This window comes from Bradyrhizobium erythrophlei (genome assembly GCF_900129505.1).
Classification (GTDB): Bacteria; Pseudomonadota; Alphaproteobacteria; order Rhizobiales; family Xanthobacteraceae; genus Bradyrhizobium; species Bradyrhizobium erythrophlei_D.
Genome location: NZ_LT670818.1, coordinates 6061835 through 6087768, shown reverse-complemented (window position 1 = coordinate 6087768; position 25934 = coordinate 6061835). Strand labels below are relative to the sequence as shown.

General features: G+C 64.0%; 23 protein-coding genes. 10 read left to right on the top strand and 13 right to left on the bottom strand.

Translation table 11 applies throughout. The features are described 5' to 3' along the window. Window positions 1-108 precede the first annotated feature (108 nt). Complete coding sequence (locus B5525_RS28155) at window positions 109-909, bottom strand: hypothetical protein (protein WP_079568926.1); 801 nt, start codon at window positions 907-909, stop codon at window positions 109-111. Window positions 910-1084: 175 nt separating this feature from the next. Here B5525_RS28155 and B5525_RS28150 point away from each other — a divergent pair, with 175 nt between their 5' ends. From B5525_RS28150 to B5525_RS46640, 5 genes are all read left to right on the top strand, one after another. Further along, window positions 1085-1576, top strand: a complete 492-nt coding sequence (locus tag B5525_RS28150; protein WP_079568925.1) for a YaiI/YqxD family protein — start codon at window positions 1085-1087, stop codon at window positions 1574-1576. 10 nt (window positions 1577-1586) lie between these two features. Beyond that, window positions 1587-3398 (top strand): ABC-F family ATP-binding cassette domain-containing protein, encoded by a 1812-nt coding sequence (locus B5525_RS28145; protein WP_079568924.1) that lies wholly within the window; start codon window positions 1587-1589, stop codon window positions 3396-3398. 156 nt (window positions 3399-3554) lie between these two features. Further along, entirely contained in the window at window positions 3555-4637 is a 1083-nt protein-coding gene (locus tag B5525_RS28140) for a D-TA family PLP-dependent enzyme (RefSeq protein ID WP_079568923.1), read from the top strand. Between the two features lie 179 nt (window positions 4638-4816). Then, entirely contained in the window at window positions 4817-5503 is a 687-nt protein-coding gene (locus tag B5525_RS28135) for an ABC transporter substrate-binding protein (protein WP_244567609.1), read from the top strand. 17 nt (window positions 5504-5520) lie between these two features. After that, on the top strand, window positions 5521-5823 hold the full coding sequence (locus B5525_RS46640; RefSeq protein WP_244567608.1) for an ABC transporter substrate binding protein: 303 nt from the start codon (window positions 5521-5523) through the stop codon (window positions 5821-5823). 173 nt (window positions 5824-5996) lie between these two features. On the opposite strand, the gene B5525_RS28130 is transcribed toward B5525_RS46640, so the two are convergent. The 10 genes from B5525_RS28130 to B5525_RS28085 all read right to left on the bottom strand — a co-directional run bounded on the left by B5525_RS28130 (window position 5997) and on the right by B5525_RS28085 (window position 16952). Then, entirely contained in the window at window positions 5997-6836 is an 840-nt protein-coding gene (locus tag B5525_RS28130) for a class I SAM-dependent methyltransferase (protein WP_154073477.1), read from the bottom strand. 80 nt (window positions 6837-6916) lie between these two features. Next, window positions 6917-8161: an NAD(P)/FAD-dependent oxidoreductase gene (locus tag B5525_RS28125; protein WP_079568921.1), complete on the bottom strand. Its 1245-nt coding sequence runs from the start codon at window positions 8159-8161 to the stop codon at window positions 6917-6919. A 130-nt stretch (window positions 8162-8291) separates the two neighbouring features. Continuing rightward, entirely contained in the window at window positions 8292-9209 is a 918-nt protein-coding gene (locus tag B5525_RS28120; RefSeq protein WP_079568920.1) for an SDR family NAD(P)-dependent oxidoreductase, read from the bottom strand. Between the two features lie 58 nt (window positions 9210-9267). Then, window positions 9268-9747 (bottom strand): MaoC family dehydratase, encoded by a 480-nt coding sequence (locus tag B5525_RS28115; protein ID WP_079568919.1) that lies wholly within the window; start codon window positions 9745-9747, stop codon window positions 9268-9270. Then, entirely contained in the window at window positions 9748-11487 is a 1740-nt protein-coding gene (locus tag B5525_RS28110) for an AMP-binding protein (RefSeq protein WP_079568918.1), read from the bottom strand. Window positions 11488-11498: 11 nt separating this feature from the next. Further along, window positions 11499-12386 carry a 3-hydroxyisobutyrate dehydrogenase gene (gene mmsB, locus B5525_RS28105; protein WP_079568917.1) on the bottom strand — a complete coding sequence of 296 codons (888 nt, stop codon included), beginning with the start codon at window positions 12384-12386 and terminating at the stop codon, window positions 11499-11501. Between the two features lie 25 nt (window positions 12387-12411). Then, window positions 12412-13503, bottom strand: coding sequence for an enoyl-CoA hydratase/isomerase family protein (locus tag B5525_RS28100; RefSeq protein WP_079568916.1), 1092 nt, complete (start codon window positions 13501-13503; stop codon window positions 12412-12414). Beyond that, window positions 13500-14645, bottom strand: a complete 1146-nt coding sequence (locus B5525_RS28095) for an isobutyryl-CoA dehydrogenase (RefSeq protein ID WP_079573871.1) — start codon at window positions 14643-14645, stop codon at window positions 13500-13502. The genes B5525_RS28100 and B5525_RS28095 overlap by 4 nt, the downstream gene beginning before the upstream one ends. A gap of 14 nt (window positions 14646-14659) precedes the next feature. Continuing rightward, a complete protein-coding gene (locus tag B5525_RS28090; RefSeq protein WP_079568915.1) occupies window positions 14660-16156 on the bottom strand; it encodes a CoA-acylating methylmalonate-semialdehyde dehydrogenase in 1497 nt (498 codons plus the stop codon). Between the two features lie 157 nt (window positions 16157-16313). Further along, window positions 16314-16952, bottom strand: coding sequence for a TetR/AcrR family transcriptional regulator (locus B5525_RS28085; RefSeq protein WP_079568914.1), 639 nt, complete (start codon window positions 16950-16952; stop codon window positions 16314-16316). Window positions 16953-17170: 218 nt separating this feature from the next. Here B5525_RS28085 and B5525_RS28080 point away from each other — a divergent pair, with 218 nt between their 5' ends. From B5525_RS28080 to B5525_RS28070, 3 genes are all read left to right on the top strand, one after another. Then, window positions 17171-17941 (top strand): enoyl-CoA hydratase, encoded by a 771-nt coding sequence (locus tag B5525_RS28080; RefSeq protein ID WP_079568913.1) that lies wholly within the window; start codon window positions 17171-17173, stop codon window positions 17939-17941. Window positions 17942-18235: 294 nt separating this feature from the next. Then, window positions 18236-19432, top strand: a complete 1197-nt coding sequence (locus tag B5525_RS28075; protein WP_079568912.1) for an acetyl-CoA C-acyltransferase — start codon at window positions 18236-18238, stop codon at window positions 19430-19432. A 285-nt stretch (window positions 19433-19717) separates the two neighbouring features. Further along, a complete protein-coding gene (locus B5525_RS28070; protein WP_079568911.1) occupies window positions 19718-21001 on the top strand; it encodes an MFS transporter in 1284 nt (427 codons plus the stop codon). 90 nt (window positions 21002-21091) lie between these two features. Here the strand turns inward: B5525_RS28070 and B5525_RS28065 are convergent, their stop codons facing one another. Together B5525_RS28065 and B5525_RS28060 are read right to left on the bottom strand one after the other, a co-directional pair. Continuing rightward, on the bottom strand, window positions 21092-22651 hold the full coding sequence (locus tag B5525_RS28065; RefSeq protein WP_079568910.1) for an acyl-CoA carboxylase subunit beta: 1560 nt from the start codon (window positions 22649-22651) through the stop codon (window positions 21092-21094). Further along, the gene (locus B5525_RS28060) at window positions 22581-23558 is read right to left on the bottom strand and encodes an IclR family transcriptional regulator (protein ID WP_079568909.1); all 978 of its coding nucleotides are present in this window, start codon (window positions 23556-23558) and stop codon (window positions 22581-22583) included. The genes B5525_RS28065 and B5525_RS28060 overlap by 71 nt, the downstream gene beginning before the upstream one ends. A gap of 163 nt (window positions 23559-23721) precedes the next feature. On the opposite strand from B5525_RS28060, the gene B5525_RS28055 reads away from it, so the two are divergent. Together B5525_RS28055 and glsA are read left to right on the top strand one after the other, a co-directional pair. Further along, window positions 23722-23943 carry an acetyl-CoA carboxylase biotin carboxyl carrier protein subunit gene (locus tag B5525_RS28055; protein ID WP_079568908.1) on the top strand — a complete coding sequence of 74 codons (222 nt, stop codon included), beginning with the start codon at window positions 23722-23724 and terminating at the stop codon, window positions 23941-23943. Window positions 23944-24088: 145 nt separating this feature from the next. Continuing rightward, window positions 24089-25930, top strand: a complete 1842-nt coding sequence (glsA, locus tag B5525_RS28050; RefSeq protein WP_079568907.1) for a glutaminase A — start codon at window positions 24089-24091, stop codon at window positions 25928-25930. Window positions 25931-25934 lie beyond the last annotated feature (4 nt).

Genomic DNA, 25934 nt, shown 5'->3' with positions numbered 1-25934 from the left:
ATTCCAGAGGCAGTTGTGATTGAGCCGTGAAGCCGCGGCGTACTGGATCCTCCGCTTTCGCGGAGGATGACAGCTGTGGGCAAAGCGCACTGCGCTCCGCCTCTGCAGCTACGCCGCCGCCTGCTCGCGCGGCTGGTAGATCGCGATGTGCTGGCAATGCGCCAGCGGGGTGGTGCCGTTGGCGACGACGAGTGCGTCGAGTTCGACGAAGCGGTGGCCCTTCTTCTCGTAATTGCCGGTGACTTTCGCCCGCGCCGTGATCGCGTCGCCGGCGTTGCCGGCGGACAGAAGCTGCATCCGGCTGCCGACGTGAATCCAGGGACCGAGGATGGCGTTGTCGACCAGCACCTTGTTCATGACCCGCTGGATCACGCCGGGGTGGCCTAGTCCTTCGGCCAAATAGATCGGATCGCGCTCGCGCACGTCGGCCAGATATTCCAGCGCGGCCTCGCCGGCCCAAATGCGCGGCACCGTGCCGAGCCATTGGCCGAGCTCATAGGACGCAGCACTGACCGGCTTGCGCTCGGCGACCGCGGCGACTGCCGAGAAATCCGTTAACGTGACCGGCGGCACCGATGCGGGAAGCGACGCGGTGCCGATGGCGCAGAGCTGGCCGCGGCTTTCGACCTCGATGGTGAGCACGCCGTCGCTTTTCTCAGCCCTGATTTCGGCGATCTCGCCGTCATAGACCGGTTTGACGAACCGCGCCTCGATCAGGCCGCGCTCCAGGAACGCTCGGCCCCATTTTGCGACCGGCTGGTGCATCATGTAGGCCATGACGTCGACGCCCGGCACCAGCCCGCCGCTGAAGCCAAAGCGCTTGGCCACAGTGTCGTCATGCATCTTGTTTTCGGAGAGTTTTGCCGTGTTGTAGGCCTCGACGCGGTAGGTTTCGAGCCGGCTGGTCATATCCCCGGTTTTCCCTGATTTTTGTCGCCTTTGGCGGCTTTAATGGTACGCGAACCAACACCCGTGGCAAGCATGTTCCGTCAGGTGTTTTGCTCGCAATTCGGCTTCCGTTGGGGTACCACGCGCATTCGGGGAACGCACCTCCCGTGCCCCGGTCCCGATCTCAACCGATGATATGAATTTGAACGCCATCCGCATCTATGTCGACGCCGACGCCTGCCCGGTCAAAGACGAGATCTACCGCGTCGCCGCGCGCCATGGGCTACCCGTCAGCGTGGTCGCGGGCAACTTCATCCGGGTGCCGCAGGATCCGCTGATCGAGCGCGTCGCCGCCGGTTCCGGGATGGATGCCGCCGACGACTGGATCGCCGAACGCGCCGGCAAGGGCGATATCGTCATCACTTCCGATATCCCCTTGGCGAGCCGCTGTGTGAAATCCGGCGCCGAGGTGATCGCCCCGAACGGCAAGCCGTTCACGGAACAATCGATCGGGATGACCCTTGCGGTCCGCAATCTCATGACCGATCTACGCTCCTCCGGCGAAGTCACCGGCGGTCCCAAATCCTACTCGCCGCGCGACCGCTCGGCCTTCCTGTCGGCGCTCGACCAGACCATCCGCCGCATCCAGCGCCAGCGCGCGGATCAATCCGCGCAAAACCAGAATTGAACAGAGAAACATGGCGCCTCCACTGATCCAGTTGAAAGACATCAAGCTGACCTTTGGCGGCACGCCGCTGTTGTCAGGAGTCGAGCTGTCGGTTTCCTCAAGCGAGCGCGTCTGCCTGATCGGGCGCAACGGCTCCGGCAAATCGACGCTGCTGAAAATCGCGGCCGGCCTGGTCCAGCCCGACAGCGGCAGCCGCTTCGTGCAGCCGGGCGCGACCATCCGCTATCTGCCGCAGGAGCCGGATTTCGCGGGCTTCGCCACCACGCTGGCCTATGTCGAATCCGGCCTCGGCCCCGGCGACGACCACTACCAGGCCCGCTATCTGCTCGAGCAACTCGGGCTGCACGGCGACGAGGACCCCGCGCATTTGTCCGGCGGCGAGGCCCGCCGCACCGCGCTGGCGTATGTGCTGGCGCCCTCGCCCGATATCCTGCTTCTGGACGAGCCCACCAACCATCTCGATCTCACCACCATCGAATGGCTGGAAAGCGAACTCGCAAGCCGCCGCTGCGCGCTCGTCATCATCAGCCACGACCGCCGGTTCCTTTCAAATTTGTCGCGCTCCACCGCCTGGCTCGATCGCGGCCAGATCAGGCAGATCGACCGCGGCTTCAGCGCGTTCGAGGCCTGGCGCGACGAGGTGCTGGCGGAGGAAGAGCGCGACCAGCACAAGCTCGACCGCAGAATCGTCAATGAGGAGCACTGGCTGCGCTACGGGGTTTCGGGCCGCCGCAAGCGCAATGTCAAACGGCTCGGCAATCTCTACACCTTGCGCGAGCAGCGGCGCGACTATCGCGGCGCCGCGGGGAATGCCAATCTCGCCGCCGCCGAAGCGGACAAATCCGGCAAGCTGGTCATCGAGGCCAAGAACATCAGCCGGACCTATGGCGACCGCAATATCGTCGACGACTTCTCGATCCGCGTCCAGCGCGGCGACCGCATCGGCATCGTCGGTCCGAACGGCGCCGGCAAGACCACGCTGATCGAGATGCTGACCGGCGCCAGCCCTCCGGACAGCGGCATGATCCGCTTCGGCGCCAATATCGAGATGGCGACGCTGGACCAGCATCGCGAAAGCCTCGATCCCAAATCGACGCTGGCCGAAGCCCTCACCGGCGGCCGCGGCGACCATGTGATGGTCGGCGGCAAGCCGAAGCACGTGGTCAGCTACATGAAGGATTTTCTGTTTGCGCAGGAGCAGATGCGCACGCCGCTGGAAGTGCTGTCAGGCGGCGAGCGCGGCCGGCTGATGCTGGCGCGCGCGCTGGCAAAGCCCTCCAATCTGCTGGTGCTGGACGAGCCGACCAACGATCTCGATCTGGAAACCCTCGACGTGCTGGAAGAGATGCTCGGCGACTACGAGGGCACGGTGATGCTGATCAGCCACGACCGCGATTTCCTCGATCGCGTGGTGACCTCGGTGATCGCCCCTGAAGGCAATGGCCGCTGGATCGAATATGCCGGCGGCTATACCGACATGCTGGCGCAGCGCGGCGCCGACTTGAAGCGCGAGGCGGTGAAAACCGCCTCGGTCGAAACCGCAAAGGAGCCGAAGGGCAGCACCGCTTCGGGCGCACCGAAGCGCAAGCTCAATTTCAACGACAAGCACGCGCTGGAAACCCTGCCCAAGACCATGGCCAAATTGCAGGCCGAAATCGCAAAGCAGCAGCGGTATCTTGACGACCCCGATCTGTTCCAGAAGGATCGCAAGAAATTCAACCAGGCCTCAGATGCGCTTACCAAAGCGCAGAAGGAATTGCAGCAGGCAGAAGACAGATGGCTGGAGCTCGAGGTGCTGCGCGAAGAGATCGAACAGGCTTGAGGCTTTTATTGCCGTCATTGCGAGCCAAAGGGTCGCGCGAATGCGCGCCCGATGACAGGCTCCGCGAAGCAATCCATAGCGATACCGGCTGCAAAGCTGGATTGCTTCGTCGCTTCGCTCCTCGCAATGACGACGACGCTGAACCGGAGTGAATTAATGACCACACCCCTTGCCGCCAGGATCGCCCGCGAATATGGCACGCCCTGCGCCGTCATCGACATGGACCGCGTCGAACGCAATATCGCGCGGATCCAGGCCGCCTGCGACGCCGCCGGCGTCGCCAACCGGCCGCATATCAAGACCCACAAGAGCCCGATGCTGGCAAAGCTGCAGATCGAGGCCGGCGCCCACGGCATCACCTGCCAGAAGCTCGGCGAGGCCGAGGTGATGGCGGAGGCAGGGATCGACGACATCCTGATCAGCTACAATCTGATCGGTGAAGAGAAGATGGCGCGACTCGGCGCGCTACAGACAAAAGCCAACATGACTGTCGCCGCCGACAATTCGACCGTCGTCGCGGGCCTGCCGCAAGCGGCGGCGATCTCCGGCCGACCGCTGTCGGTCGTGGTCGAATGCGATACCGGGCGCAAGCGCGCGGGAGTCGAAACGCCCGCTGAGGCCATTGCGCTGGCGCGCGAGATCGCCGCGTCGAAGGGGCTGACCTTTACGGGTTTTATGCTCTATCCGACCGAGAGTGGCTGGGCCGAGGCGCAAAAGTTTTATGATGAGGCGTTGGCCGGCGTGCGCGTGCTCGGGCTGGACGCCGCGATGGTCTCCACCGGCGGCACGCCGAACCTGAAGAACGTCGGGAAACTCAAGGGCGCCACCGAGCACCGGCCCGGCACCTATATCTACAACGACCGCATGCAGGTCGCGGCCGGCGTCGCGAGCTGGGACGATTGCGCGCTGAACATCTATTCGACCGTGGTGAGCCGCGCCGGCCCCGACCGCGGCATTCTCGACGCCGGCTCGAAGACGCTGACCTCGGATACCGGCGGCGGCCTCGACGGCCATGGGCTGATCCTGGAACATCCCGAGGCAAGAATTGCGCGCTTTGCCGAGGAGCACGGCTTCCTCGATCTCGCCCGCAGCAACACCCGCCCCGATGTCGGCGACGTGGTGCGGATCGTCCCGAACCATGTCTGCGTCGTCGTCAACATGATGGATGAGGTGGTGATGGTGCGCGGCGACGAGATCATCGGCACGCTGAAGGTCGCGGCACGGGGGAAACTGCGTTGATGCCGTGAAGTTGTTTCCGAGTATGGCGGCATAGCGGAATTGGGCAGACTGCCTGCCGGCTCGACCCGGTCGGGAATAACCAAACTGAGACATCGCGTCGGAGGCTGGTTGGTGCCATTTGTTCCTCGCTAGCCAGTCGCAAAGTGCTACGCTTTGGCTATTGCACGCGGCAAGCTTCCATGGGGGACAGCATGAGGCGGCGGGATTTCATCACAATTCTCGGCGGCGCGGCGGCGACACAAGTGATTGGGCCCGGCTCGGTGCGTGCCGGAACATCGCCCAAGCGTCCGATCATTGGCATTCCGATCTTCCTTGGCCCGTCGAAAATAGGCCAATCGTTCGGCAACCTTTTCCGGCAGGGTCTACAGGACCTGGGCTACGTCTTGGACCGCGATCTCGACATACAGGCTCGCAGCGCTGGCGGTGATTGGGATCGATTGCCGATAATTGCAGAAGAAATCGTTCAGCTAAAGCCCGACGTCATATATGCGTTTGCCACCGTGGAGGCGGTTGCCGCGAGGAAGGCGACCTCAACGATCCCGATTGTCTGCCCGGCTCTCGCCGACGCCGTTAGCCTTGGCCTGATAGCGAGCGAGGCGCGACCAGGAGGCAACGTCACCGGAATAGAACCCTATGTTGCGGGATTGCCTGCGAAACAGATCGAAGTCGCACGAGAAATAGTGCCGGGTGCGAGCACTATCGGGCTGCTTACAAATTCGAAGGACCCAAAGGGAGCCCCCCAGGTCCCTGAACTTGAGGTTGCAGGTCGAGCCGTCGGTCTAAAGATCGTGGGGGCGGATGCGAACCGGCCGGAAGATATAGAAGGCGCATTGCGGGAACTGGCAAACAACGCGTCGATGTGGTGATCGTGCTGCAGACCAGCATGCTCATTGTCAACAGCCCACAAATTGCCGTAGCGGCCTTAGCGATGCGGCTGCCAACGGTTTACGGATATCGTGAGCATGTGATCGCAGGCGGATTGATCAGCTATGGGGTCGATTTGCGCTGGTGCTATCATCGTTCCGCGTATTTTGTGGACAAAATACTGCACGGTGCCGTCCCCGGTGACCTGCCAATCGAGTTCCCGACTAAATTCCCGCTGTCGATCAATCTAAAGACAGCAAAGGAACTGGGCCTCACCGTGCCGCCTACGTTGCTGGCCCGCGCCGACGAGGTATTCGAATGAGCGTGCTCGCTTCCGCTCATGGCGCATAGCGTCATTTCATTGCGCCGCAGAATTCGGTCGCTACCTGGGCGCAGCGGGCATCGAGCAAAGCTCTGCCAAGGCAAGATCGTCGGTCACAGACCGACGAGTCTGCTCTGGAACGAGCATGGGGGTTGCTGAAGAAACACCGCCGCCTAGGCCGGCGGATCTTTTCTAAAGACGATCATCGGATATTGACCGAACCTGCCGAAGAAGCGAGGCCACGCATTTTCCATCGCAAACAGTAAACTCAGAAGGGACCGTCCGAACAGCCAGCGCCTGGCGTAGATCTTGGTGAAATCCGGACTGACGCTGCGCCAGCTATACAACTCGTACTTGAAGGGCCATTTGCGATTGGCAAACCACGAATAGCCGTAGTGATGTCCATAGAGCGCCGGGCTGTCAGATCTCCCCTGCGAAACCGTCCGCGCGCGCATACGGCGGCTGAGCCAGTTCCAAACCTGAAACGGCATCAGCGACAACAGCATAAGGGGCGACCGCGCGCCCCATGAGTAAACCACGACGGCGGGCCGCTCCGCAGCAAGAACCCGGTGGATCTCGTTGAACGCCTTTTCCTGTTCCGCGGCCGGGACGTGATAGATCGTATGCAGGGAAACAACGCCGTCAAAGCTATTGTCGGCGAACGGCAAATTCGCGATATCCGCCACGACGTACAACCCCTTGTCGCCGAGCCTCCTGCGAGCTTCCACAAGCGCCCGAAGGGAGATGTCCGCGCAGACCCGCCGCTCGTAGCCCGCGGAATAGGCGACGTAATCGTCATATTGAACCGGGCCGGAGGCGACATCGAGCAGATAGCGCCCGCTGTCGGGCAGGTGCTGTTTCACGCGCTGATGGCATCGATGGATATATTCGGCGGCGACCGGCCGCAAATCCTCGTAAATCGAGGCGTCCGAAAAGCCGTCATCGGATTTGTCCCATCCGACATTGTCGTAGAATTCCTGAACGTCCTTCTTGATCGCGTTGCCTTGATCCATCTGGATAACCCCTGGCGTGCAGCGTGTGCGCTGGCGCTTGCTAGCATTTTTGGTGTCCCACGGCACCTTCGAAGCGGGTGTCACGAGCCCGAGGCCTGGCTCTCCAGCCATTTCAACGCCCCCTTCCCCGCCGCCGCCCCCGTGGCAAACGACGCCTGCAGCAGGTAGCCGCCGGTCGGCGCTTCCCAGTCGAGCATTTCGCCGGCGGCGAAGGTGCTGGGCAAGCGGCGCAGCATGAAACCCGGATCGAGTTCGTCGAACGCAATTCCGCCCGCGGTCGAGATCGCCCGCGCGATGGGCGCGACACCATTGAGCTGGACCGGTACGGCGTTGATCAACCCAGCGAGGTTTTCCGGCGGCAGCGACGATAAGGACGAACCCGAGGCGACCGCCGCCTCCTGCAACAGCCCGATGCCGACGGGCGAAAGCTGCGCGGCCTTGCGCAGCCAATTTGAAAAGGACTGTTTTGCCTTTGGCGCCGACAGCCGCTTGATCAACGCGTCGGTTTCCAGATCCGGCCGCAAGGCGATGTGGAGCGTCGCCTGTCCCGAGCCCAGGATGACGTCACGCAGATCGGCCGACAGCGCGTAGATCGCGCCGCCCTCGATGCCGGTGCGGGTAACGATCGCCTCGCCGCGCACGGTGCGCGGACCGAACGACAGCGCCACGCTTTTCAGCGGCTGGCCCTCAAATCGGTCGCGGAAGATGTCCGACCAGGCCACCGTGAACCCGCAATTGGCGGGTTTTAACGGCGAAATCGCCACACCCTTGGCCGCGAGCATCTCCACCCATGCCGCGTCGGAGCCGAGCCGTGGCCAGCTCGCACCGCCGAGAGCCAGCATGGTCGCGCGGGCCTCGATCGCAATTGCGCCGTCGGGAGTCTGAAACCGCAACTGTCCGCTCTCGTCCCAGCCGGTCCAGTGATGGCGCAATTTGAATTGCACGCCCATGGCGTCGAGCCGCCGCAGCCACGCGCGCAGCAATGGCGAGGCCTTGAACGCCTGCGGAAACACCCGGCCCGAGGAGCCGACAAAGGTCGGCTGGCCCAGCGCCTCGCTCCAGGCGCGCAAGCGCTCCGGCGGAAATGCTTCAATTGCAGCAGTGAGTTGCGGCGCCGCCTTGCCGTAGCGGGTGAGGAATGAAGGCAGCGTCTCGCTGTGGGTCAAATTGAGCCCGCCGCGCCCGGCCATCAGGAATTTGCGCCCCGCCGAGGGCATGCCGTCATAGACCGTGACAGCCGCCCCGCCTTGCGCCAGCACCTCGGCCGCCATCAGCCCGGCAGGGCCGGCGCCGATGACGGCGATTTGGGTTTGTGATTGCGGCATTGGGGCGGTTTACGTCATTCCGGGGCGCGCGTCAGCGCGAACCCGGAATCCAGACGTTGTTGCTCGAGATTCTCTGATGTGCAATTGCACATCGGAGTTCGATGCTTCGCATCGCCCCGGAATGACGGGATTACGGCTTGACCCCCGCCCGCGCCGCTGCCTGGCCGACATATTTTTGCGTCTGCTCGAACGCGCCCTGCAGCGCTTTCGCCTTCGACATGTCGCTGATCTCGGCGAAGTGGGCTGCGACCGCGTCAGGGGTCCAGTCGGCTTCGGGCAAATTGATGCCCTCGCTTTCCAGTATCTTGATCAGCGCGAAGGAGCCGGCACCCGCGCCCATGATGGTGCGGGTCGGCGAATCCTCGGCCAGCAGATACAGCACCGCCGGCGTAATCGCGTCCGGCTTCATCAGGGCCAGCGCCTGCGGCGGCAGCAATTCCTCGGTCATGCGCGTCGCCGCGGTCGGCGAGATCGTGTTGACGCGGATGTCGTTCTTGCGGCCTTCCTCGGCCAGCACGTTCATCAGACCGACCATGCCGGTCTTGGCCGCGCCGTAATTGGCCTGGCCAAAATTGCCGAACAGGCCCGACGCGGACGTGGTGAGAACGATGCGACCGTAATTGCGCTCGCGCATGCCGTCCCACACCGCCTTGCAGCAATAGAAGGTGCCGGTGAGATGCACGTCCAGCACCTTGGAGAAGTCGGCGGCTTCCATCTTGCCGAACGACTTGTCGCGCAGGATGCCGGCATTGGCGCAGAGCAGGTCGACGCTGCCCCACTCCTTGGTGGCGCGCGCGACCATCGCCGTGACCTGCTCGAAATTCGAGACATCGGCGCCGTCGGCCATCGCCACTCCGCCGGCTTTCCGGATCTCCTCGACCACGGCTTCCGCCGGGGTCAGCGATCCGCCGGTGCCGTCGCGGGCGCCGCCGAAATCGTTGACCACGACCTTGGCGCCGCGGCTCGCCAAACCCAGCGCATGCGCGCGTCCAAGACCATTGCCTGCGCCGGTCACGATCGCGACGCGTCCGTCAAACCTGATTGTCATGATTGCGGTTCCCAGATTTTTCTTGCGTCATGCCTGGTTCGGCAATGACGGATGACGTTTAAGCAAAATAAATCAAACCGATCCAGTCGGCGACCAAAGCGGGCTTTTCCTCGCCCTCGATTTCCACGGTCACGCTGGTGCGCGATAGCAGTTCGGCCGGCTTGCGCAATTTCGCCTCCGCCAGCGTAAAGCGGCCGCGGACGCGCTTGCCCGAACGCACCGGCGAGATGAAGCGCAGCTTGTCGAAGCCGTAATTGACGCCCATCGTGGTGCCCTCGATCACCGGCATCACCTCATACGACATGATGCTCATCAGCGACATCGTCAGAAAGCCGTGCGCCACGGTCGTTCCAAATGAAGTCTCGCGCTTGGCCCGCTCGGGATCGACATGGATGAACTGGTGATCCTCGATCACGTCGGCATAAAGGTTGATCCGCTTCTGATCGATCAGGTGCCATGAGGACACACCGATTTCCTTGCCGACCATCCCCTGGTATGTCTCCAGCGAGACCGGCGGCTTCTTCCAGACTTCATTCATTCAACCATTCTCCGTCGAACCCGCATGCCGCATCTTTTGCAGCTCCGGGAAATCCTCTTCGCGAAATTCCGCACCCCGAAGCGAATCTTCGCGATCATTGTCGTGTTCCAGCCGGCGCAACTGCACGCGGCGGATCTTTCCGGAAATCGTCTTCGGCAATTCCGTCACCAGTTCGATCTTCCGGATGCGCTTGAACGGCGCGAGGCGCGTGTGCAGATGCCTGAAGATCGACAGCGCGGTCTCGGATGAGCGCTCCGCGCCCGCGACCAGCAGCACATAGGCTTTCGGGATGGCAAGGCGGATCGGATCGGGACTGGGCACGACGGCGGCCTCCGCGACCTGTTCGTGCTCCAGCAGAATGCTCTCGAGTTCGAACGGGCTGATCCGGTAGTCGGACGATTTAAAGACGTCGTCGGAACGGCCGACGAAGGTCAAATAGCCATCCTCGTCGGAAAACACCACGTCGCCGCTGCGATACAGCGCGCCGTCCGCGCCGCTGAGTTTTCCGTCGTCGCCCTGATAGCCCTGCATCAGGCCGGCGGGGCGGTCGGCGCCGAGCACCAGCGTGACCTCGCCCTCGTTGGCAATATGCCCGTCGATGTCGGTGATCTCTACGCGATAGCCCGGCAGCGGCCGGCCCATCGATCCGACTTTCACCTTCTGCCCCGGCGAATTGCCGGCGAGTGCGGTGGTTTCGGTCTGGCCGTAGCCGTCGCGGATGGTCAGCCCCCAGGCCGCGCGCACCTGGTCGATCACTTCGGGATTGAGCGGCTCGCCGGCGCCGCAGACCTCGCGCAAGCTGACCTTGAAGGTCGCGAGCTTCTCCTGGATGAACAGCCGCCACACCGTCGGCGGCGCACACAGTGTGGTGACGCCGCAGCGGCCGATGGTCGCGAGCAATCCCTTGGCGTCGAAGCGCGGCTGATTGAGCACGAACACGGTGGCCCCGGCATTCCAGGGCGCGAAGAAGCAGCTCCAGGCGTGCTTGGCCCAGCCCGGCGAGGAAATGTTCAGGTGGACATCGCCCGGCTGCAAGCCGAGCCAGTACATCGTCGACAGCCCGCCGACGGGATAGCTGCGCTGGCTATGCCGCACCAGCTTTGGCTTTGCGGTCGTGCCCGAGGTGAAATACAGCAGCATCGGATCTTCGGCTTTTGTCGGCCCATCCGGCGCAAAACTCTCGGGAAACTCCGCCGCCTGCTCAAAAGCCAGCCAGCCGTCCTGCCTCGACGGCGCGTTGACGACGATGCGGATGAGCTGGTCGCCGCCGAGGCCAGCGAATTTTGTCACCTGATCCTGCGACGCCACCACCACTTTGGCGCGACCGCGATCGAGCCGGTCGCGCAGTTCGTCCGGCGTCAGCAGCGTGGTGGCGGGGATCACCACCACGCCGAGCTTCATCGCCGCCAGCATGGTCTCCCACAGCGGTACGACGTTGCCGAGCAGCAGCAACAGATGATCGCCGCGCTTCAGTCCCTGCGCGCGCAGGAAATTTGCGACCTGGTTGGAACGGCGTGACAGCGCCGTGAACGAGAGTTTTGTTTCCTTGCTGCTGCCGGCATCGACGATCCACAGGGCGGGACGGTCCTTGCTGTCGGCATTGCGCGCCAGCTCCGCGTCGAACCAGTCCAGCGCCCAGTTGAACGGCACGGGATCCGGCCAGCGGAATCCGTTAACTGCGGCATCGTAGTCGGTGCGATGCTTGAGGAGGAACGCGCGCGCTTCCTGGAATGTGGTCATCGGCTCTCCCGCTATTTTCCCGCCAACCCCCGCACATGCTGGATGATCCCCGAAAAATCCACGCCGCCATTGCCGGCGGCGTCGAACGCCTTGTAGATCTCCTGCGCGTGCTTGCCGAGCGGGGTCGCCGCCCCAGCCGCATTGGCCGCATCCTGCGCCAGCGTGAGATCCTTCACCATCAGCGCCGACGCAAAACCCGGCTTGTAACCGTTATTGGCCGGCGAGGTCGGCACCGGGCCCGGCACCGGACAATAGGTGGTCAGCGACCAGCATTGCCCAGAGGAGGTCGAGGCGACGTCGAACAGCGCCTGGTGCGACAGTCCCAGTTTTTCGGCAAGCGCAAAGGCTTCGCCGACCGCGATCATGGAAATGCCGAGGATCATGTTGTTGCAGATCTTGGCCGCCTGTCCCGCGCCGGCGCCGCCGCAATGCACGATCTTCTTGCCCATGTTCTCCAGCACCAGCTTTGCCGCCGCGAACGCATTGTCCTCGCCGCCGCACATGAAAGTGAGCGTCGCGCCCTTGGCGCCGCCGGTGCCGCCGGACACCGGCGCGTCGACCGAGAGCGCGTTGTGCTTCGCCGCCAGCGCGTGGGCCTGTTTGGCGCTCTCGACGTCGATGGTGGAGCAATCGATGATCAAGGCACCCTTCTTCATCGAGGGAATGACGTCGGTCCACACCGACAGCACATGCCTGCCCGCGGGCAGCATGGTGATGACGATATCGGCGCCTTTCACCGAGCCGACCGCGCTGTCGGCGATCCCGGCGCCGTCGGCTTTGGCCTGATCGCGTGAAGTCGCCACCAGATCGAATGCGATCACCTTGTGGCCGGCCTTGACCAGATTGGCCGCCATGGGCCCGCCCATATTGCCGAGGCCGATGAATGCGATGCTTGCCATGCCAATTCCCTCCACTCAGCCGTTTCTATTGTGTTGTGTCGAACACCAGTTCATCGGCGCCGATCTCGGCAAGGTAAGGCGCGACCATCTCCGGTGTCACGTCCTCGATCCGCGCCGGCGACCAGCGCGGATTGCGGTCCTTGTCGATCACGGCCGCCCTCACGCCCTCGCGGAAATCGTCGCTGCGGAATACTTCCAGCGCGGCGCGATACTCCCGCACCAGGCATTGTTCCAGCGAGGACGATGGCCGCGCCAGCCGCAGCAGCTTTAATGCGACCACCATGCCGCGCGGCGATTTCTCGTTCAACGCCTTCAGCGTCGATTGCGCGAGATCCGATCCGTCCCGCTCGAGGTCGGCAACGATATCTTCCATCCGGTCATGGGCAAACCAACGGTCGATTGTCGCCAGCTGCGCGGCGACGGGCCCCTCGGTCTCGCCGGTCGCGAAACCGTCGATCGCGGCTTTCACCTCGGCGGCGCGCGCGCCGACGCGAAGGTTGACCAGCGTCTCGCGCAGCGCGGCAAGTTTGCCTGATGGTACGACCGCATCGGCGAATTTGGCATAGATCGCGTCCGGGCCGTTCATGGTCTGCCCGGTGAGCCCAAAATAGGTGCCGATCTCGCCCGGCGAGCGCGACAACAGAAAGGTGCCGCCGACATCGGGAAAGAAACCGAGGCCGACTTCGGGCATCGCCAGTTTTGTCTTTTCGGTCACGACGCGATGACTACCGTGCGCGGACAGCCCGACACCGCCGCCCATCACCAGCCCGTCCATGAAGGCAACATACGGCTTCGGAAAATGCGCGATACGCGCATTCATGATGTATTCCTGGCGCCAGAACCGCTTGCCGAGGTCGCCGCCGGCGCGCGAGCTTTCGTACAGCCCGCGGATGTCCCCACCCGCGCACAATCCGCGTTCTCCGGCGCCCTCCAGCAATACCAGTGCAATCGCCGGATCCACCTCGAACTGGTCCAGGGCCTTGTCGATGCCGACCGACATCTCGAAGGTCATGGCGTTGATCGTCTTCGGCCGGTTGAGCCGGATAATTCCGACGGCGCCTTCGCGGCGTACGATCAAATCGGGTTCGGCCGCCACGCCGGCTGCCTGGGCGGTCATCGCGCGCCCTCGATCAGTTTCCGCGAGACAATCAGGCGCATGATCTCGTTGGTGCCTTCGAGGATCTGGTGCACGCGCAGATCGCGCACGATCTTTTCGATGCCGTATTCGCTGAGGTAGCCGTAGCCGCCATGCAGCTGCAGCGCCTGGTTGGCGACCTCGAATCCGACATCGGTGCCGAAACGCTTTGCCATCGCGCACAGCATGGTGGCATCCGGATCCTTACGGTCGAGCGCGGCGGCGGCGCGCCATACGAAGGTTCGCGCCGCTTCGAGCTCGGTCGCCATGTCGGCAAGGCGGAACTGCAGCGCCTGGAATTCGTCGAGACGCTTTCCGAACGCCTTGCGCTCCTTCATGTAGGCCAGCGACTTGTCGAGCGCGGATTGTGCACCGCCGAGCGAACAGGCCGCGATATTGATGCGGCCGCCGTCGAGGCCTGCCATCGCGATCTTGAAGCCGATGCCCTCCTCGCCGAGCCGGTTGGCGACGGGCACGCGCGCGTTCTCGAAAATCACCGCACGGGTCGGCTGCGCGTTCCAACCCATCTTGCGCTCATTGGCGCCGAACGAGACCCCCGACGTCTCGCCATCGACGACGAGCGTGGAAATACCGCCGGGCCCGTCGCCGCCGGTGCGCACCATCACCACGTAGAGATCGCTGCCGCCGGCGCCGGAAATGAATTGCTTCTGGCCGTTGAGCACATAATGGTCGCCGTCGCGCACCGCGCGGGTGCGCAACGCCGCGGCGTCCGATCCGGAGCCGGGCTCGGTCAGGCAATAGCTTGCGAACAGTTCCATGGTGCAGAGTTTCGGCAGCCATTTCTGACGCTGGGTGTCGTTGCCGAAGGCGTCGATCATCCACGAGGCCATGTTGTGGATCGAGATGAAGGCCGACACCGTCGGACAACCCTGCGCCAGCGCCTCGAAGATCAGCGCGGCATCGAACCGGCTTAAGGCCGAGCCGCCGACATCGTCACGTATATAGATGCCGCCGATGCCGAGCCTGGCCGCCTCGCGCATCACGTCGACCGGGAAATGCTTCTCCTCGTCCCAGCGGACCGCATGCGGCGCGATCTTTTCCGCGGCAAACTCCCGCGCCATCTCGCGAACCGCAATCTGGTCCTCATTGAGAGCGAAGTGCATCTGACCCGGCGCGATCAATTCATCGTCGGAATCGAGAACTCCGCGCCTTCCTTGACGCCGGAGGGCCAGCGCGCCGTCACCGTCTTGGTCTTGGTGTAGAAGCGGATCGAATCCGGCCCATGCTGGTTGAGGTCGCCGAAACCGGACTTCTTCCAGCCGCCGAAGGTGTAGTAGGCGATCGGCACCGGGATCGGCACGTTGATGCCGACCATGCCGACATTGACCTTGGCCGCGAAATCGCGCGCGGCGTCGCCGTCGCGGGTGAAGATCGCAACGCCGTTGCCGTAGTCGTGGTCGGACGGCAGAGCGAGAGCCTCATTGTAGTCGTGGGCGCGCACCACCGACAGCACGGGCCCAAAGATCTCTTCCTTGTAGATCCGCATGTCCTTGGTGACGTTGTCGAACAGGCAGCCGCCCATGTAGAAGCCATTTTCGTAGCCCTGCATCTTGAAGCTGCGGCCGTCGACCGCGAGTTTTGCCCCTTCCTTGATGCCGATCTCGACATAGTTCCTGACGCGGTTGAGCGCGTCCTTCGTCACCAGCGGACCGTAATCCGCCGACGGGTCGATTGAGGTGCCGATCTTGAGCGCCTCGACCCGCGGGATCAGCTTTTCTATCAGCCGGTCGGCGGTGGTCTTGCCGACGGGGACGGCGACCGAGATCGCCATGCAGCGCTCGCCGGCCGAACCGTAGCCCGCGCCGATCAGCGCATCGACGGTCTGGTCCATGTCGGCGTCCGGCATCACGATGGCGTGGTTCTTGGCGCCGCCGAAACACTGCGCGCGTTTGCCGGTGGCAGCCGCGCGCTCATAGATATATTGCGCGATCGGCGAGGAGCCGACGAAGCCGACGGCCTTGATGTCGGGATCGTCGAGGATGGCGTCGACCGCTTCCTTGTCGCCGTTGACGACGTTGAGGATGCCTGGTGGCAATCCCGCCTCGATCATCAGCGCGGCCAGCGCCATCGGCACGCCGGGATCGCGCTCCGACGGTTTCAACACGAACGCGTTGCCGCAGGCGATCGCGGGCGCGAACTTCCACATCGGGATCATGGCCGGGAAATTGAACGGCGTGATGCCGGCAACCACTCCCAGCGGCTGCCGCATCGAATAGATGTCGATGCCGGGACCGGCTCCCTCGGTATATTCGCCCTTCATCAGATGCGGAATGCCGCAGGCGAATTCGACCACCTCGAGCCCGCGCTGGATGTCGCCCTTGGCGTCGGGAACGGTCTTGCCGTGCTCGCGGGCCAGAAGCTCGGCGAGCTTATCGTAGTCGCGCCGCGCCAGTTCGAGGAACTTCATCATCACGCGGGCGCGGCGCTGCGGATTGGTGGCGCCCCATTCCGGTTGCGCGGCCCTGGCGTTCTCGACCGCGGCGCGAAGTTCGGCCTTGGTCGCCAGCGCCACCTGGGCCTGGACGTCGCCGGTCATCGGCTCGAAGACGTCCGCGAAGCGCCCGGAAGTGCCCTTGACCTCACGGCCGCCGATAAAATGTCCGATTATACGCATGCGTTCCTCCAAGACCGGGTGCGGGTTTTGGCGGCATCTTGCAGTCTTTGAGGCGTTTGGAAAGGGTCTCGACGCGCGGCGGATTTGCGAAAATGCGGGCTACCCCCGTTTTCGCACCCTTACGACCAATGTCGCATGGGACGACGTACGCCCTCCCTCATGCCCGGGCCGGCGCGGCGGCCTTTTTGGCGACGGATTTCTTCGGCGCACGTTTCGCCGGTGCGGCGCGATCGAGCACGGCCTCGCGCCCGGCGGCGAGAATCTCGTCGGAAAACTCGCCATTACCAGCGATGCGGGCCAGCACCAGGGTACCCATCATGGTCGCCAGCGTCGCCATCGCCTGCCTGCGCGCGGTCTTGCGCGGCAGGGCCGGAATCTGCTCGGCGAGGATGTCGGTCATCTGTTCCAGCTTGGCGGCGAAAGCCTTGCGGGTTTTCAGGCTTTCGCGGGCGATTTCTGCGCCCAGCGTCGGAACGGCGCAGCCATGGCCGGGATCGTCGCGATGCACGGTGGTCAGATAGGAATCCACGATCGTCGCCAGCCGCTTGTCCGGGGGCGTCTGTTCGGCGAGCTTGCGCCAACGCTCGATCGAGCGATCCATCGCATAGGCAAAGGCCTCGATCACCAGCGCTTCCCGGGAATCGAAATGGGCATAGAACCCGCCATGGGTCAGCCCTGCGTCCTTCATCAGGTCGGCGACCCCGATCCCGTGCGCGCCCTTTTCGCGCAGCCGCACCGAGGCGCGCTTCACGATCCTGGCGTGGGTTTCGAGCTTGTGTTCCCTGGAGTAACGCATTCGCAGTCCCATTGGATGTTTGAAGTCATATAATAGCTGAACTTGCCGGGAAAAGCTGCAGCAATCTGCAAGTCTGCCGCCTGACATTGCGGCGCGGTTAACCAACGGCCGCCCGGCGATGGCGGCAAACCGGTTCACGCCTGCTTGACATCCCGCCAATTTGACCGGGAATACCCCTGCCCGAATTCGACATCCATTCGCAACAGCCGAGACCGTCCATGCAAATGCTCAATCCCCATTGCGGCGTCGACCGTGACGCGCGCGGCGTCGTGCGCCTGACGATCTCGAATGCCGGTTCGCTCAATATCCTGGGATCGGCCGTGATCAACGGCGTGCGCCAGGGGCTGGAAGTGCTGGCGGCGGAACGGCACATCCGCGTGCTGGTGATCGCGGGCCAGGGCGAAAAGAGCATGATCGGCGGCGCCGATATCAAGGAAATGGCCACCCTCGATCAGGCTTCGGCGGAGAAATTCATTACGGGCCTGCGCGATCTCTGCGAGACGGTGCGGGCGTTTCCGGCGCCGGTGATCGCGCGGATGCCGGGCTGGTGCCTCGGCGGCGGCCTCGAATTCGCCGCCGCGTGCGATTTCCGCATCGCCGCCCACGACGCCAAATTCGGCATGCCGGAGGTCAGGGTCGGAATTCCCTCCGTGATTCACGCAGCCCTGTTGCCGCGGCTGATCGGCTGGGGCCGCGCCCGCTGGCTGTTGATGACGGCCGAGAATATCGACGCCCCCACCGCGCTGGCGTGGGGACTGATCGACGTCGTTGCCCCGGAAGGCGGGCTCGATGCCGCGGTCGAGAAAACGGTGTCCGCGCTGCTGGAATGCGCGCCGGAAGCCTTGCGCGCGCAAAAAGACCTGCTGCGGCAATGGGAGGAACTGCCGCTGAAGGAATCCGTCAACCTCTCGATATCCGTGTTCGGGCAATCCTATCTGACCGGCGAGCCGCAGCGGCTGATGCAGGCATTTGTCGATCGGAAGCGGTAATGTTTGGATGGATAAACCCGTCATGCTCCGCCACCGGGTCTCGCCTTCGGCGAGCCCGATGACAGGCTCCAGCGGGGCATCCAGTACGCCGTGACGTTTGCGGGAATCGGGACGGTTGCGTTTACTGGATCATCCGCGTTCGCGGATGATGACGGTTATACCGATTGAACCCCGTTCAACACGGAGCCGGCCATTACGACAATTATCCCCCTCTCCTCCGTTGCAATTTTCGCGGCGCATCATATGATTAACATCATGTAATAGAACGCATCCGATCAATTCGAGGAACCCGCCATGGCCGCTACTCCCGATCCCGTCGTCATCGTTTCCGCCGCTCGCACGCCGCTCGGCCGGTTCATGGGCGAGCTATCGCCGTTTTCCGGCCATCAGCTCGGTTCCCATGTGATCGGCGCCGCCGTCGAGCGGGCCAAACTGGCGCCGGAGCGGATCGACGAGGTCTTCATGGGCTGCGTGCTGCCCGCCGGACAAGGCCAGGCCCCGGCGCGGCAGGCCGCGCGCGGCGCCAAACTACCCGACGCGACCGGCGCCACCACCGTCAACAAGGTCTGCGGCTCCGGCATGAAAGCTACCATGCTGGCGCATGACATCATCAACGCCGGCTCCGCCGAGATCGTACTGTCCGGCGGCATGGAGAGCATGACCAATGCGCCGTACCTGCTGGCGAAGGCGCGCGGTGGCTACCGCGCCGGTCACGACCGCATCATCGACCACATGTTCATGGACGGGCTCGAAGACGCCTATGAGACCGGCCGCTCGATGGGCGATTTCGGCGAAGCCACCGCGGAGGCCTACCAGTTCACCCGCGCCTCCCAGGACGCCTACGCGATGGAGACGCTGACACGCGCCCGCAAGGCGGTGGAAGGCGGCGCATTCAAGGCTGAGATTGTACCGATCACCGTGAAGGAAAAAGCGGGCCCGCGCCAAATTGCCAATGACGAACATCCGCTGAAGGTCGACCCGGCCAAGATTCCCGGGCTGAAGCCGGCGTTTCGCGCCAACGGCACCATCACGCCGGCCGCCTCCTCGGCCAACGCCGACGGCGCCGCGGCGCTGATCCTGGCCAAGCGGTCGCTGGCCGATCGCGACGGCCTGCCGATGCTCGCCGAAATCAAGGGCCACGCCACCCACAGCCAGGAACCGCAATGGTTTACCACCGCGCCGATCCCGGCGATCCGCAAGCTGCTCGAAAAGGTCGGCTGGAGCGTCGGCGATGTCGACCTGTTCGAGATCAACGAGGCCTTTGCGGTGGTGGCGATGGCCGCGCAGCGCGATCTCGGGATTCCCCGCGACAAGCTGAACATCAACGGCGGCGCCTGCGCGCTCGGCCATCCCATCGGCGCCACCGGCGCCCGCCTGATCGTGACGCTGCTGCATGCACTGGAGGCGCACAACCTCAAACGCGGCGTCGCAGCACTCTGCATCGGCGGCGGCGAAGCCACCGCGATTGCGATCGAGCGCATCGTACACTGACGCCATCAGGCGCATCGCCGGCCATGAATTCTATCGCGCCCGGGATAGCCTTGTCGCGAACTGGATAGGCGACGGGCGGTGAAACGCTCATTCATTGGGTTCGCAAGGTGATTGCGGCGGCCGGAAACAATCGCTGATAAGAAAACTATGTTATGTCCTGAATTGAGGGAAATACGGCATTTCTGACAAGGCTCCGATCAGCAGAATCGTCACGATCAAACAAACTTCGACTCATCACACCTCATCACACCTCATCGTATTCCAGAATTCCGGCAAGGAACCTTCATGATCTCGAACTGGCTGTCAGCCGCCCTCGCCCGCCGCAATATCCATTACGGCTGGGTGATGGTCGCCGTAACCTTTCTCACCGCGCTTATCAGTGCCGGCGCGGTCGGCGCACCCGGCGTGTTCATCGTGCCGCTGCAAAAGGAATTCGGCTGGAGCACCGCGCAGATTTCCTCGGCGCTGTCGATTCGTTTCGTGCTGTTCGGGCTGATGGCGCCGTTCGCAGCAGCCCTGCTCAACCGCTACGGCCTGCGCAACGTAACGCTGGCGGCGCTGCTGACGGTGGTGTCGGCGCTGGTGATCTCGCTGGCAATGACCCAGGTCTGGCAATTGATGCTGCTGTGGGGCGTCGTGGTCGGCGTCGGCACCGGCATGACCGCGCTGGTGCTGGGCGCGACCGTCGCCGCCCGCTGGTTCGCGGCCCGGCGCGGCCTGGTGATCGGTATTCTCACCGCCAGTGCGGCGACCGGGCAATTGGTATTCCTGCCGCTGCTGGCCAGCCTCACCGATCATATGGGCTGGCGGGTGGCGCTGGCGCTGATGTGCGTGATGCTCGGCGTTGCCGCGTTCGCGGTACTGATGGTGATGCGCGATCGTCCCGGTGATGTCGGCTTGCGGCCGTTCGGCGACGAGGGCACGCAACCCTTGCCGCCGCCGCCGCCGAACACCGCGCCGATCATGGCCGCCGCGCTCGGCACGTTGCGCGATGCCGCCAGGACCCGGGTGTTCTGGATCCTGTTCGCGACCTTCTTCATCTGCGGCGCCTCGACCAACGGCCTGGTCCAGGTGCATCTGATTCCGATGTGCCTCGATTTCGGGATTCCGCAGGTGCAGGCCGCGAGCCTGCTCGCGGCCATGGGCGTGTTCGATTTCTTCGGCACGATCGTTTCGGGCTGGCTGTCGGATCGTTATGACAACCGCTATCTCTTGTTCTGGTATTACGGTCTGCGCGGTCTTTCGCTGCTGTTTCTGCCGTTCACCGATTTCTCGTTCTATGGCCTGTCGCTGTTTGCGATGTTCTACGGGCTGGACTGGATTGCCACGGTACCGCCGACGGTGCGGCTGACCGCGCAGCGGTTCGGGCCGGAGCGCGCCAATCTGGTGTTCGGTTGGATTTTTGCTGGCCATCAACTGGGGGCCGCAACCGCGGCGTTCGGCGCCGGGCTTTCGCGCACGATGCTGTTGAGTTACCTGCCGGCGTTCTTCGCGGCCGGCGCGCTGTGCATCGTCGCGGCGTTGATCGTGCTCATGATCGCGCGGGTGCCGAAGCCGGTGGCGGCGTGAAGGTGGCGAGTAGTGAGTAGCGAATGGCGAGTGGCGAATAGAAAGGTCTTACTTACCATTCGCTATTCGCCACTCGCCATTCGCCTCCTCTCACGGCCTCGTCGCCATGTTGAACGGCGGGCCCGGCGTGCGCAGCGGCTCGGCGAGCCGGGCGAATTCGCACAGCAATGAACGGGTCTTGCGCGGGTCGATGATCTCCTCGACCCAGAATTTTTCAGCCGAGCGGAACGGCGAGCGCAATTTGTTGAGGCGGTCCTCGATCTCCTTCAGCTTGGCCTGCGGATCGTCCGAAGCGTCGATGTCGGCGCGGTAGGCGGCCTCGATGCCGCCCTCCAGCGGCAGCGAGCCCCAATAGGCCGACGGCCAGGCGTAACGCATGGAAAAACGGTTCGAGGGCTGGTGCACGACGCCGGCGACACCGAAGGCGTTGCGTATGATGATCGTGCACCAGGGTACGGTGGACTGGTTGACCGCGGCCATGGCGCGCACGCCGTGGCGGATGGTCGCCGACTTCTCGGCCTCGAGCCCGATCATGAAGCCCGGGCAGTCCATCAGATAGACCACCGGAAGGTGGAAGGTCTCGGCGAGATCGACGAACCGCACCACCTTCTGGCAGGCCTCCGCCGTCCACGACCCGCCGTAATGGAAGGGATCGCTGGCCAGCACCAGCACCGCACGGCCTTCCAGCCGAGCGAAGCCGGTGATGACCGGGCGGCCGAAATTCGCGGCCATCTCGAAGAACGAGCCCTTGTCGACCACCGCGTTGATGACCGGCCGCATCTTGTAGACCTGGCGGCGGTTGCGCGGCACCGCCTTCATCAGCGATTCCTCCGCGCGTTCCGGATCGTCGTCGCAGGCCACCGTCGGCGGCAGCCCGTAGACCGACGACGGCAGATAGGACAGAAAACGCCGGGCGCGCTCGAAAGCCTCCTCCTCGGTGTCGACGGCATCGTCGACGCCCCCGGCGCGGGTCTGGATATCGGCGCCGCCGAGTTCCTGCTTGGTGAGATCCTGGCCGAGTCGTTTGACGACAGGCGGTCCCGCGACGAACATCGCGGAGTTCTTGGTCATCACCGAATAATGGCTGGCGGCAAGCCGCGCCGCGCCCAACCCTGCGACCGAACCCAGCCCGAGGCCCACCACCGGCACGCGCGCCAGGTTCGCGATCGTGTACCAGTACCAGCGCGTGCCGCCGACGCCGCCCGGCAGATTGGCCGCACCCTTGGTTTCGATGGTTTTCACCGAACCGCCGCCGCCGGAGCCTTCGATCATCCGGATGATCGGCAGCCGGAAGTCGTGCGCCATCTCCTCGGCCATCAGGGGCTTGGCCGAAATCGACGCGTCCGCCGAGCCGCCGCGGACGGTAAAATCGTCGCCGACTACGACCACGGTGCGGCCGTCGATCCTGCCGCGGCCGAACACGCAATTCGCCGGCGTCAGGTTCTTCAGTTCGCCCTGCGCGTCATATTCGGCCGTGCCGGAAATCGCGCCGATCTCATGGAAGCTTTTCGGATCGACCAGGCCGTCGATGCGATCGCGAACGGTGAGCCGGCCCTGGTCGCGCTGCCGCTTGACCTTGTCAACGCCTCCCATCTCGCGCGCGAAGGCTTCGCGCCGAGCGAGATCGTCGAGTTCCGGCTTCCAGCTCATTCGTATCCTCCGGCTTGATGATTTTATTGTTGTTATGGGGCGGCACCGGAAGCGTCTTGCGCTCCAGCCGATTGCCGAACAGCTCTCCGTCGGCGCCCTCGAGCAGGCCACCGACCGCGCCGGCCAGTTCACGCATCTGCGGCGCGACTTCCTTGTGCAGCCGCTTTTCGTCATACATCGCCGACAACAGGCCGATCGTGACCACCACGAAGGTCTGATATTGCGGCGACCACAGCGGCACCGCGAGGCCGTTGATATGCGGGCTCCACAGGCCGCAGGCGACGACATAGCCGTGCTCGCGCAGGAAGCGGCGGTTGGCCTCAAAGCGGGGCCGCAGCAGCTTGGCGGCCTCGGGGATTTCGCGACCCATTTCCGCCAGCAGGGCGTCGCCGACCTCCTCGTCGAGGGCTGCGGTATAGGCGTGACCGGCGGCGGTGCTCGCCATCGCGATACGGCTGCCGGTGCTTTCATGCAGGCCGAGCGCGTTGGCGGCGCGGGCAAACTCGAGATAGACGAGCTGGAAGCGGTCGGGAATCACGAAGCCCACGGTTCCCGGCAATTGCTCGGCGACGTCCTGCAATCGCAGCCGGATCAAATTGCGCAGTTGCAGGCCCCGCATCATCGAGGTGCTCATCGCCACCGCGCTCGGGCCGATGCGGTATTTCTGGTCGCGCGGCAGATAAACGAGCTGGCCCATCCGCGTCAGCGTGTGCGTCAGGCGCGACACCGTCGAGCGTGGCAGGCCGCAGCGATTGGAAATCTCGAGATTGCCGAGCCGCGCCTCGTGGCTCTCGAAGCAGCGCAACACGTCGAAGGCGCGCGACACCACCTGGATGACGTCCCCCTCGCCTGCAAGATCGCTGGCGAGCATTCCCTGCCGGCTAAGGCGCTCCGAGCGTCGTCCCATGCGGTTTCCTGCCCACTAATTTCGCTGTGCGGAATAAAATTCCACTTGCAGAACAAGCTACCTCAGGCAATCTGCGCTCACAACAAAAAGCCGAGGGCGTCCGCCCTTCATGATGCGCGCATCTCGATCGCAGTGCGCGCGGCGGCTGTCCCCGGAGTGTGGTATGCCAGATATCAAGGTAGTGACCGAGGTAGCCGGTCGCGTCTGCGCGCTTCCCGCCGAAGTCGGCGGTCACATTGGCGATGGCGACGACATCGCTTTCGTCGAAGCGATGAAGATGGAAATCCCGGTTGCCGCTCCCGCTGCCGGAACCCTCAAATCGATCCTCGTCAGCATCGACGACGTCGTCGCCGAAGGGCAACTCGTCGCGATCATCGAAACCTGATGCGCCGTTCCGGCGCCAAGCCTTCCTGACAAGTCAAGCCTTCCTGATAAGCCTGCCTGATAAAAGGCCACCAGGCCGGTTTCAGCTTGCGCCGATGCAACGTAATGTCGGATCGCGCGAACAATTTTCGCACGGCAGGACTCACATGAATCATTTGCGCGCAAAGGACTGGGCCGCCCTGAAACCGCCCTTGCTGCGGTTCCTCGACGCCTGTCACGCGGATTTTGCGGCGGAGACCGGCGGCAACGTCGCCGACTATATCCCCGAACTCGGCAAGGCCGACCCCGATCATTTCGGCATCAGCCTCGCCACCCTCGACGGGCATGTCTACGAGGTCGGCGACAGCCGGATCCCCTTCACGATTCAGTCGATGTCGAAGCCGTTCGTGTTCGCGCTGGCGCTGGACACGCTGGGGGCGGCACGGGTGGAAAACGCGATCGGCGTCGAACCGTCGGGCGATCCCTTCAACTCGATCCGGCTCAATGCCGACAATCATCCGTTCAATCCGATGGTCAACGCCGGCGCGATCACCTGCTCCGGGCTGATCCGCGAAGCCAAGGGCGACGGCGCCTTCGAATATATCCGCTCAGCACTCGGCCGCTTCGCCGGGCGCGAACTCGGGGTCGATGAGGCGGTCTTTACTTCCGAGAGCACGACCGGCGACCGCAACCGCGCCATCGGCTATCTCCTGCGCACCAACAGCGTCCTCAAAGAGGACGTCAGCAAAGTGCTGGAGGTGTATTTCCGGCAATGCGCCATCCTGGTGACCGCGCGCGACATCGCCGTGATGGCCGCGACGCTGGCCAATCGCGGAAAAAATCCTGTCACCGGCGAGCAGGTGATGACCCCCTACGCGATCTCGCGGACGCTGTCGGTGATGACCTCGTCGGGCATGTACGACTACGCCGGCGAATGGATCTATCGCGTCGGCATTCCCGCTAAGAGCGGCGTCGGCGGCGGCATTCTGGCGGCGCTGCCGGCGCGGCTCGGGCTCGGCAGCTACTCGCCGAAGCTCGACAGCCACGGCAACAGCGTGCGCGGCATCGGGGTTTGCGAGGCGCTGTCGGCGCATTACGATCTGCACATGCTCAACCGCAGCGACGATGCGCGCAACAGCATCATCGCCGACTACAATATCGGAAAGAGCCCGTCGCGGCGCAGCCGCCGGCCGCATGAGCGGCACATTCTCGCCACCCACCATCAGGCCGTGCGCATCATCGAGCTGGTGGGCCCGCTGACCTTCTCCAATGTCGATTACATCTCCCGGCAGCTCGCGGCCAAGCCGCGCCCGCAATTTGTCATCTTCGACCTGCGCCGCGTCGCGGCGATGACGCGCGCCGGCGTCCGGCTCCTCGCCGAGGAATTCCAGGAATTGGCGGCGTTCAACGTCACGGTGATTCTGTCCGGCGTCCGGCGTTCTTCCGCAGATTGGAAACTGATCAAGGAACAGGCAAAAGGCCTCACCAATTTGCGCGACTTCTATCTGCTCGACACCGCGATCGAATGGGCCGAAGACCAGGTGGTCTACCGCCATGGCGGCGCGATCGACTTCCACGAGACCACCGGGCTTTCTGAACAGCCGCTGCTGGCGGGGCTTTCGGCCAGCGAAATCGAAGAGATCGCAGCTCTCGGCGCGATGCGAAGCTATCGCTCGGGCGAGCGGATCGTTGCCGCCGGCGATCCCTCGACATCGCTGTTTTTCCTCGTCAGCGGGGTGGTCCATGTCAGCCTGCCCGACGGCGTGCGGCTGGCGACCCTGACGGCCGGAACGGCGTTCGGCGAAATGGCGCTATTGGAAACCTACCGCACCGCCGACGTGCTCGCCGACATGTCCGCCACCGCGCTGGAAATCCCGCTCGACGCGTTCGAGCGCTACCGCGAAAAACACCCGCGCGTCGGCGAGCGCATCATGCGCAACCTGGCGCAGCTGCTGGCCGAACGGCTGATCGTGGCCAACACCAAGGTGGATTTGCTGACGGCGCCTTAACGCC

Excerpts from the sequence above, each read along its gene's own strand:
- B5525_RS28130 (WP_154073477.1), bottom strand. The coding sequence starts at position 6,836 with ATGGATCAAGGCAACGCGATCAAGAAGGACGTTCAGGAATTCTACGAC.
- B5525_RS28110 (WP_079568918.1), bottom strand. The coding sequence starts at position 11,487 with ATGACCACATTCCAGGAAGCGCGCGCGTTCCTCCTCAAGCATCGCACC.
- B5525_RS46640 (WP_244567608.1), top strand. The coding sequence starts at position 5,521 with ATGCTCATTGTCAACAGCCCACAAATTGCCGTAGCGGCCTTAGCGATG.
- B5525_RS28145 (WP_079568924.1), top strand. The coding sequence starts at position 1,587 with ATGGCGCCTCCACTGATCCAGTTGAAAGACATCAAGCTGACCTTTGGC.
- B5525_RS28060 (WP_079568909.1), bottom strand. The coding sequence starts at position 23,558 with ATGGGACGACGCTCGGAGCGCCTTAGCCGGCAGGGAATGCTCGCCAGC.
- B5525_RS28150 (WP_079568925.1), top strand. The coding sequence starts at position 1,085 with ATGAATTTGAACGCCATCCGCATCTATGTCGACGCCGACGCCTGCCCG.
- B5525_RS28090 (WP_079568915.1), bottom strand. The coding sequence starts at position 16,156 with ATGCGTATAATCGGACATTTTATCGGCGGCCGTGAGGTCAAGGGCACT.
- B5525_RS28055 (WP_079568908.1), top strand. The coding sequence starts at position 23,722 with ATGCCAGATATCAAGGTAGTGACCGAGGTAGCCGGTCGCGTCTGCGCG.
- B5525_RS28075 (WP_079568912.1), top strand. The coding sequence starts at position 18,236 with ATGGCCGCTACTCCCGATCCCGTCGTCATCGTTTCCGCCGCTCGCACG.
- B5525_RS28085 (WP_079568914.1), bottom strand. The coding sequence starts at position 16,952 with ATGCGTTACTCCAGGGAACACAAGCTCGAAACCCACGCCAGGATCGTG.
- B5525_RS28070 (WP_079568911.1), top strand. The coding sequence starts at position 19,718 with ATGATCTCGAACTGGCTGTCAGCCGCCCTCGCCCGCCGCAATATCCAT.
- B5525_RS28115 (WP_079568919.1), bottom strand. The coding sequence starts at position 9,747 with ATGAATGAAGTCTGGAAGAAGCCGCCGGTCTCGCTGGAGACATACCAG.
- glsA (WP_079568907.1), top strand. The coding sequence starts at position 24,089 with ATGAATCATTTGCGCGCAAAGGACTGGGCCGCCCTGAAACCGCCCTTG.
- B5525_RS28100 (WP_079568916.1), bottom strand. The coding sequence starts at position 13,503 with ATGACCGCCCAGGCAGCCGGCGTGGCGGCCGAACCCGATTTGATCGTA.
- mmsB (WP_079568917.1), bottom strand. The coding sequence starts at position 12,386 with ATGGCAAGCATCGCATTCATCGGCCTCGGCAATATGGGCGGGCCCATG.
- B5525_RS28065 (WP_079568910.1), bottom strand. The coding sequence starts at position 22,651 with ATGAGCTGGAAGCCGGAACTCGACGATCTCGCTCGGCGCGAAGCCTTC.
- B5525_RS28140 (WP_079568923.1), top strand. The coding sequence starts at position 3,555 with ATGACCACACCCCTTGCCGCCAGGATCGCCCGCGAATATGGCACGCCC.
- B5525_RS28095 (WP_079573871.1), bottom strand. The coding sequence starts at position 14,645 with ATGCACTTCGCTCTCAATGAGGACCAGATTGCGGTTCGCGAGATGGCG.
- B5525_RS28155 (WP_079568926.1), bottom strand. The coding sequence starts at position 909 with ATGACCAGCCGGCTCGAAACCTACCGCGTCGAGGCCTACAACACGGCA.
- B5525_RS28135 (WP_244567609.1), top strand. The coding sequence starts at position 4,817 with ATGGGGGACAGCATGAGGCGGCGGGATTTCATCACAATTCTCGGCGGC.
- B5525_RS28125 (WP_079568921.1), bottom strand. The coding sequence starts at position 8,161 with ATGCCGCAATCACAAACCCAAATCGCCGTCATCGGCGCCGGCCCTGCC.
- B5525_RS28080 (WP_079568913.1), top strand. The coding sequence starts at position 17,171 with ATGCAAATGCTCAATCCCCATTGCGGCGTCGACCGTGACGCGCGCGGC.
- B5525_RS28120 (WP_079568920.1), bottom strand. The coding sequence starts at position 9,209 with ATGACAATCAGGTTTGACGGACGCGTCGCGATCGTGACCGGCGCAGGC.